Below are 5,924 nucleotides of genomic sequence, written 5' to 3'. Positions count from 1 at the left end.
GCAGATCGCGTAGGCTGGTGTTTACCGGTGTAGCCGACAGCATGAGGACCTTGGTCTTCGTTCCTGCTCCGATCACTTCTTTGAGCAACCGCCGATAGCGGCTCCGAGAGATCAGATTGCCATCGTCATCCCTCCTGTCGCGCCCCTCGTTGCGGAAGTTGTGTGACTCGTCGATGACGATGAGGTGAAAGGTACTCCAGTTGAATCCGCCAAGGTCCGTGTCGCCCGCCATGCCGCTGGTACGACTGAGATCCGTGTGGGCTAAAACGGTATACCCGAACCGATCGGCAAGGAATGGGTTGCCCCGCTGTGCGGTGTGAGCTGGGTACTGCAACCAGTTCTGCTTGAGTCGACTTGGGCAGAGTACAAGAACCCGTTCGTTTCGAGCTTCGAAGTACTTGATGACACCCAGCGCAGTGAAGGTCTTCCCGAGCCCCACGCTGTCAGCGATGATGCAGCCGTTGTGGTGCTGCAGTCGGTTGATTGCGTTGATCACACCTTGCTTTTGGAAGTCGTAGAGTTCGTCCCAGATGCGGGAGTCGAAGAGGTGGACACCGCTGGCGAGCTGCTCACTCTCCTTCTGCTGGGCCAAGCGTTTTCCCAATGCATGATACAACGTCTTGTAGTAGACGAACTCCGGGGCGTAGTCTCTGCCAAGCCGCGCGAGGGCTTCGAGTACTTCCTTCTTGGCATCGCACGTGAGTCGTTCGTCAACCCAGAGGTCGTCAAACCATCCGAGCAATGGCTCCCTTTCCGAAGCACCGCGCACCTCTAAGTTGAGTTCGATGTTCGGGGCTTGCCCGAACCCGAGCCCGCGGCGAGTGAAGTTCGAACTCCCAACGAGGGCGGCGGTGGCCGCGCCGGATGCGGCAACATGATACATTTTCCCGTGGAGGAAGTTACTCTGCCTCACCGTCCGGATGTCGGCCCTCCGCTCGATCCAGTCGGCGCACGCACGTGCCAGGGGCTTTTGCTTTAGGGCGTGCGTCAACTCCAAGCCGCCTTCATCTGACAACCGAAACGCCTTTTCGTCGTCCTCGCCGGGATCCAACGAACGGACTCCCCGAGGGTCTCCATAGAGGAACCGCATTCGCTCGATGTGGTCGAGACGATTCCGCAGAGCCTCGTAACCGTAGATCGTGAAGTAGGCCGATACCACGGACAGAAGGCTCCCGGGGACCATATGGCTCCCGAGGAAGTCCCCCACTGTACGCGAGCGGTTGTCGACGATGGCTGTTGTAGAGGCGTCGACCGGCGGGGGGGTTGGACTCCCTACACGCATGCTCTTCGGACAGAAGTGATCAAGGAGTACGGGTCAGCGAAGATCAGTGTACGACCATTAGCATGGGGATCGGGGTTATCGAAGAACGATCAAATGATGCCGTTGGGTGCCAACGAACCGCAACCCTCGGCTTATCCGATGCCATGAGCAACCATGTCGCGGACTCGTGTACAGGGTCCAGAGATCACGCCCCGCACCGGATGTCGGTGTCCGGAAAGTTGTTTGGGCGAGGAAGTGCTCCGGCTCCACCGCCCTGCACCGGTCCTACCAAGTTTTCTCGCAGTGGGCGGGGGCGAGGCCCCAAGACCTGCAGGCGTCTCGTCGGCCTTTCCGGGCGTACGAGCGGCTCGCCGGCATGAACCTACGAGAGGAGCTCCCACCATCGCCTCCCCGCACGGTTGAGGGCGTGATGACGGCACCGCGCATCATCGGTTCAGGATTGGATCGGATGAGAGCGCGGAGCTATGATGTGGAGACCATGCAACTTACCGAAGTCACTTGGCGGGACGCGCAGCGGATGCCCGACGACGGCAATCGCTACGAGGCGATCGGCGGGGTCCTGCACGTGACCGCCGCTCCCAAGTGGCGCCACCAGGTGGTCGGGGCGCGGCTCCTGAGGAAGCTGTGCGAGTTGTTGGAGGATCCCGGACACGGCGAGGTGGTGCCCACTCCCGGCGTCGAGTTCCCCGCCACCGGCGAAGGCGTGCAGCCGGACATCCTCTTCGTGTCCAACGAGCGGCGCCACATCGTCGAGGAGGCGGGACTCGTAGGGGCGCCCGACCTCGTCGTGGAGGTCCTCTCTCCCTCCACCGCCAAGCGCGACCGCGGCGTTAAGCGGCGGCTCTACGAGCGGCAGGGCGTGCGCGAATACTGGATCGTGGACCTCGCCGAGCACCGGGTCGACGTGTACCGCTTCGGCTCGGGAACCGGGGCGGAACCCGACGTGAGCCTCAGGCCCGAGCGCTTCCGCCGGCTGCTCCCCGTCCGCCTCGGCGACACGCAGATCGGCACGATCGACCTCTCCGCCATCTTCGCCCCCGGATTCGGCGAGCCCCCCGGCTGACCAGGCGGATCTCCTGAGGCCAGACGCAACATCTTCCACGAAGGCACTTATTCGGCGTCTTGCCGAATCACCCGTTGAGTTCTGTCCGAATCACCCGTTGGATTCCGTCCGAATCACCCGCTGGAGATTCTATTTCAGGCGCTACCAGGTCGTTTCGTAGCGGGCGGGGGCGAGGTTCCAGGTTTCGCCGTAGACGTGCAGGCGGTGGGTCGGCCCATCGGGGCCCACGAGCGGCGCGCCGGCGTGGGTCCACGCGAGGAGGCTGCCGCGCAGGTTGAGCACGCGCCGGCCCTGCTCGTCCTGCCGCTTCGCGTACTCGGAACTCCGGTGGCCGATCGTGCAGTACGCCACGACGGTGCGGTCCGCGTACCGGCCGGGGTCCTGCTCGAACTCCTCGGAGGTGATCGAGCCGGGAATCCAGGAAACCTCGCGCTCGCGGGGCGCCCGGGCGTCGACGAGAACGACGCTGCCGGTCTCGAGCAGCCGTCCCACCTCTTCCACGGTGACGGCTTCCACCTCGGGGAAGCGCCGTTCGACCTCCGCCACCATCTCTTCCACGCGCGCGAGCTTCTCGGCGTCGGACAGCGCGGCCTGACCGGTACAACCGGTGGCGGCGACGAGTATGAGGGCCGGCGCCAGAGCCAGCAGGGTCGGCGCCAGGACCGGGATTGCCTTGTGTCGTTCCATCGTCTTTCTCACGGGCTTCTTTCTCACGGACAGATCGTCGTGCTCCCTTGACGGGCCGTTCAGGCGGCGCGGGCGGTGGCGATCCCCCTGGCCAGCGCTTCGACGAGCCGGGGGATCGAATGCGCCGGCGTGGCGCAGAGCGCGATCCGCACCGCGCCCTTCATCGGGACCACGTACACCCCGGCCTCGCGCATGGTTGCGGCGGTCACCTCCGCGTCCGGCGTGAACACCGAGACGAAGAAGCCGCCCTCGTAGCGGGGGTAGGTCAGCCCCGCACCCCCCGCAAGCTCGTTGAAGACCGCGACGCGCTCGTTGAGGAGGCGAATCATCCCCGCGCGCTCCTCCTCCGTGCGCCGGCGCAGCTCCGGATCCGTGAGGAGTTTGGTGGCGCCGAGCAGTCCGAGGTGGTTGCAGTTCGACCACGTGGCCCGGCACGAGAAGCCGAGCGCGTTCGAGATGCGCTGCCGCTCCTCCGCCTCCCGGTGGAGCGCCACGAGCGCCCCCACCCGCGCGCCGTAGAGGGCGAACGACTTCGACACGGTCCAGCCCACGAGCACCGTCGCGGACTCCATCATCCGCGGGAGCTGACCGATCCAGCCGTTGGACCCCTCATCTCCGAACTTCGCGTACGCGTGGTCGAGAAGGAACGCGACGGGACCCCGCCGACCGACCTCCCGCACGATTTCCGCCACGGCCTCCCACTCCGACTCGTCGAGCGAATAGCCGGTGGGGTTGTTGCAGGGGAAGTTGAAGAGGACGAGCGACCGTCCCTGCCGCTCGATCTGGCCCTCTAGCCCGGCCCGGAAGGCCTCGACATCGAGGCGGATCCCGGCGTCGAACATGTTGAAGGTCTCGACCGCGCGGCCCGAATGGGTCGAGATCGTGTGGTACGGACCCCAGTAGTAGCTGGGCGTGAGCGCCGCCTGCCCGGGTTCGAGGAAGTTCAGGATCGCGTGGTGGATGGCGCCGGTGCTCCCCGGCGTGGCGACGGCGACCGCCTGCTCGGCCAGCCCGCCCTCCCCCAGGAGGTCCGCGATCACCGCGGCCAGGTACGGAGGGTCTCCGGAGATCGGCGCATAGCCGGCGGCGCGCGCGTGCGGCACGCGTCCCAGCGCCTCGGCGGCCGCGGGCATCACCGCGAGGCTCCCGTCGTCGTTCATCAGCGCCCCGAGCGTCGAGTTCAGGATGGACTCGCCCGCCTCGGCCCGGCGGACCGCCTCCCCGTGCAGGGCGAAGATCGGGTCGTTGCCCTCGCGCGTCGCCGCCTCGGGAATGAGGCTGCCGGAAGAACCGGAAAGGGTCGTCATCGCTGTCGTCATCCTCCTCTACCGGACCTTGTTGGAGAAGTTGCCGTGGACGCTGTACCGGGCGATGGCGCCGTCCTCCCGGTGGAAGATGTACGCCTCTCCGAGCTCGCCGTCGTCCCGGACGCGCCGGAAGGTATCGCCGCTCTCGTGCCGCAGCTTCGTCATTCCCTCGACCGGATCGTTCGAGGGCACACCGAGCGCCGCGAGACCATCGTCCCACCGGAGGATGACCGTCTCTCCCCACGTGGACTGGTAGAGTCCCTCGTACTCCGCCAGGGAGGCCGGGCGCGGCGTCCCACCGCCCGGATCGCTCTGGATCTCCTCGAAGGCCGCGCCCAGCGTCGCCATCATCTTCGTCCACACGTCGGTGGGATTCGCCTGCGCGTTCATCATCACCACGCCGGCCAGCTTCTTCGCCGGAAGGAGCTGGAAGGTCGAGCGGAAGCCCGGACAGCTCCCGCCGTGGCCCACCGCACGCTCCCCATCGCGGCGCGAGACCGCGAACCCGAGCCCCCACATCGAGTCGAAGTCGGGGTCGACCCAGTGCACGCGGTGCATCTCCCTCAGCGTGTTCGCGTCGAGGATCTCCGTCCCTCCGTTCTCCAGCAGGCGAAGCTGCCACGAGGCGAGGCGCGCCAGATCCTCCACGGTGGAGGCGAATCCCGCCGCGGACGCCATCCCCAGCGCCTGGAAGAAGGGGGCCTCGGCCCGCTGGCCGTCCCGCTCGAGCCGCGAATATCCGGTGGCGTAGCGGCCGCCCTGGTGCTCGACGGGAATGTCGGGGTACGTGTCCGACATCCCCAGCGGCTCCAGGATCCGGCTCCGGATGTACTCGTCGTAACCCATCCCCGAAGCCTGCTCGATCAGCTGTCCCGCCAGCGCCATCCCCAGGTTCGAGTACTGGAAGTAGCGGCGGCCGGGATAGAGCGTCTCCTGCTCCGAAAGCCCCTCGATGATCTCGTCCGCCGTCGGGAAGGGGTGATCGGGACCGGTCCAGTAGGGGTGCGCCGATTCCCGCGGGAGTCCCGAGGAGTGGGTGAGGATCCCCTCCACGCTCACGTTCGGACCGTCGGGGTACACCTGTTCGAGATCGTACCACGGGAGGTGCGCTGAGACGGGATCGTCGAGGTCCAGCTTGCCCTCGTCCCGCTGCTGCATCACGCCGATGGACGTAAAGAGCTTCGAGATCGAACACACCGAATACATGGTCGACGGCGTGGCCGGGACCCCGGTCTCGCGGTGCGCGTACCCGTAGCCGCGGGCCCACACGAGATCCTGGTCGTGCACGAGCGCCGCCGACACGCCGGGGATCTTCTCGTACGCCATCTTCGCGTCGAGCCAGGCCTCGAACAGCGCCACCGCCTGCTCGAAGCGCGGATCGTTCACGGGATCGCCGTTCCCCTGGGCACACCCGGAGGCGGGAGCCGCGAGCACGACGGCGACGACGCAGGCGACGGCACGACGCCATGGACGGCCTCGGAATGGACGGGTCATGAGGCGCCTCCTTGAAGGGCGGGGTGAGCATCGGGCCTCGGCCTCCGACGGCGAGGCGTGGTTCAACTCTGGCGCGAAGGCGGGGGGCGCG

At 66.6% G+C, this 5,924-nt stretch carries 5 protein-coding genes; 1 reads left to right on the top strand and 4 read right to left on the bottom strand.

Features of this window, described 5'->3' with window-relative positions; genetic code table 11:
• On the bottom strand, nt 1-1,159 hold a 1,159-nt coding region (locus tag RN743_RS08060; RefSeq protein WP_310778622.1), incomplete at its 3' end, for a DEAD/DEAH box helicase family protein.
• A gap of 571 nt (nt 1,160-1,730) precedes the next feature.
• Here RN743_RS08060 and RN743_RS08055 point away from each other — a divergent pair.
• Entirely contained in the window at nt 1,731-2,345 is a 615-nt protein-coding gene (locus tag RN743_RS08055) for a Uma2 family endonuclease (RefSeq protein WP_310778620.1), read from the top strand.
• A 141-nt stretch (nt 2,346-2,486) separates the two neighbouring features.
• On the opposite strand, the gene RN743_RS08050 is transcribed toward RN743_RS08055, so the two are convergent.
• From RN743_RS08050 to RN743_RS08040, 3 genes are read right to left on the bottom strand one after another with little or no spacing between them, the layout of a single operon-like run.
• Nucleotides 2,487-3,059 (bottom strand): rhodanese-like domain-containing protein, encoded by a 573-nt coding sequence (locus RN743_RS08050; RefSeq protein WP_310778618.1) that lies wholly within the window; start codon nt 3,057-3,059, stop codon nt 2,487-2,489.
• Nucleotides 3,060-3,091: 32 nt separating this feature from the next.
• A complete protein-coding gene (locus RN743_RS08045) occupies nt 3,092-4,351 on the bottom strand; it encodes an aminotransferase class I/II-fold pyridoxal phosphate-dependent enzyme (RefSeq protein ID WP_310778615.1) in 1,260 nt (419 codons plus the stop codon).
• Between the two features lie 6 nt (nt 4,352-4,357).
• Nucleotides 4,358-5,833 (bottom strand): serine hydrolase, encoded by a 1,476-nt coding sequence (locus RN743_RS08040; protein ID WP_310778612.1) that lies wholly within the window; start codon nt 5,831-5,833, stop codon nt 4,358-4,360.
• Nucleotides 5,834-5,924: the final 91 nt, after the last annotated feature.

This window comes from Candidatus Palauibacter scopulicola, assembly GCF_947581915.1.
GTDB classification, from domain to species: domain Bacteria; phylum Gemmatimonadota; class Gemmatimonadetes; order Palauibacterales; family Palauibacteraceae; genus Palauibacter; species Palauibacter scopulicola.
This window is presented reverse-complemented; position numbering and strand designations above follow the sequence as displayed.